Source organism: Streptomyces sp. NPDC053427 (assembly GCF_044544985.1).
GTDB lineage: Bacteria > Actinomycetota > Actinomycetes > Streptomycetales > Streptomycetaceae > Streptomyces.
This window is the reverse complement of record NZ_JBITYA010000022.1, coordinates 43,798-44,565: the sequence shown is the minus strand read 5'-3', so window position 1 is coordinate 44,565 and position 768 is coordinate 43,798. Positions and strand designations below refer to the sequence as shown.

The window sequence follows — 768 nt, the reverse complement described above, 5'->3', positions numbered from 1 at the left end:
GGTTGATAGGCCAGATATGGAAGCCCGGTAACGGGTGGAGTTGACTGGTACTAATAGGCCGAGGGCTTGTCCTCAGTTGCTCGCGTCCACTGTGTGGTTCCCGGGTTGCGAACAGTCGCAATCGCTGGTTGAACCAAGTTTCACTCTTTAACTAAAAAGTGTGCTTGTTCGCTAGAACCCGATAGGGTTTCGGTGGTCATAGCGTTAGGGAAACGCCCGGTTACATTCCGAACCCGGAAGCTAAGCCTTTCCGCGCCGATGGTACTGCAGGGGGGACCCTGTGGGAGAGTAGGACGCCGCCGAACAATCTTTCAAGGACCCTTGGTCCCAGCGTTCAGCTGGGACCAAGGGTCCTTTTTGTTTTTCCCGAAGCGCGCCGAAGTGGTCGGTGCGCGAGAATGAATGCAGTACCGAAGACAGGAGTCACGTCGATGTCCACCAACTCTTCCGACGATCGTTCGGAGCGCCGGCCGCAGCCGCGCGACGGCGGTGACCGCGGTGGTTTCCGGCGTGATGACCGGGGGCCGCGTCGGGACGACCGAGGTGGGCGTCCGGCCGGCGGCGGTGGCTATGCAGGCCGTGACAACCGTGGCGGCGAGCGGGGCGGGTTCCGTAGGGACGACCGCCCGTCCGGTGGCGACCGTGGTGGGTACCGCGGTGGCGACCGGCGCGATGACCGGCGCGATGACCGTGGTGGCGAGCGCGGTGGTGACCGCGGCGGGTTCCGTAGGGACGACCGTCCCTCGGGTGGTGACCGTGGTGGGTTCG

General features: G+C 63.9%; 2 rRNA genes. Both read left to right on the top strand.

Annotated features, from left to right (window positions below):
* Nucleotides 1-74 (top strand): 23S ribosomal RNA (locus ACIGWZ_RS38665); the annotation flags it as partial.
* A 114-nt stretch (nucleotides 75-188) separates the two neighbouring features.
* Nucleotides 189-305: ribosomal RNA gene (rrf, locus tag ACIGWZ_RS38660) — 5S ribosomal RNA — on the top strand.
* Nucleotides 306-768 lie beyond the last annotated feature (463 nt).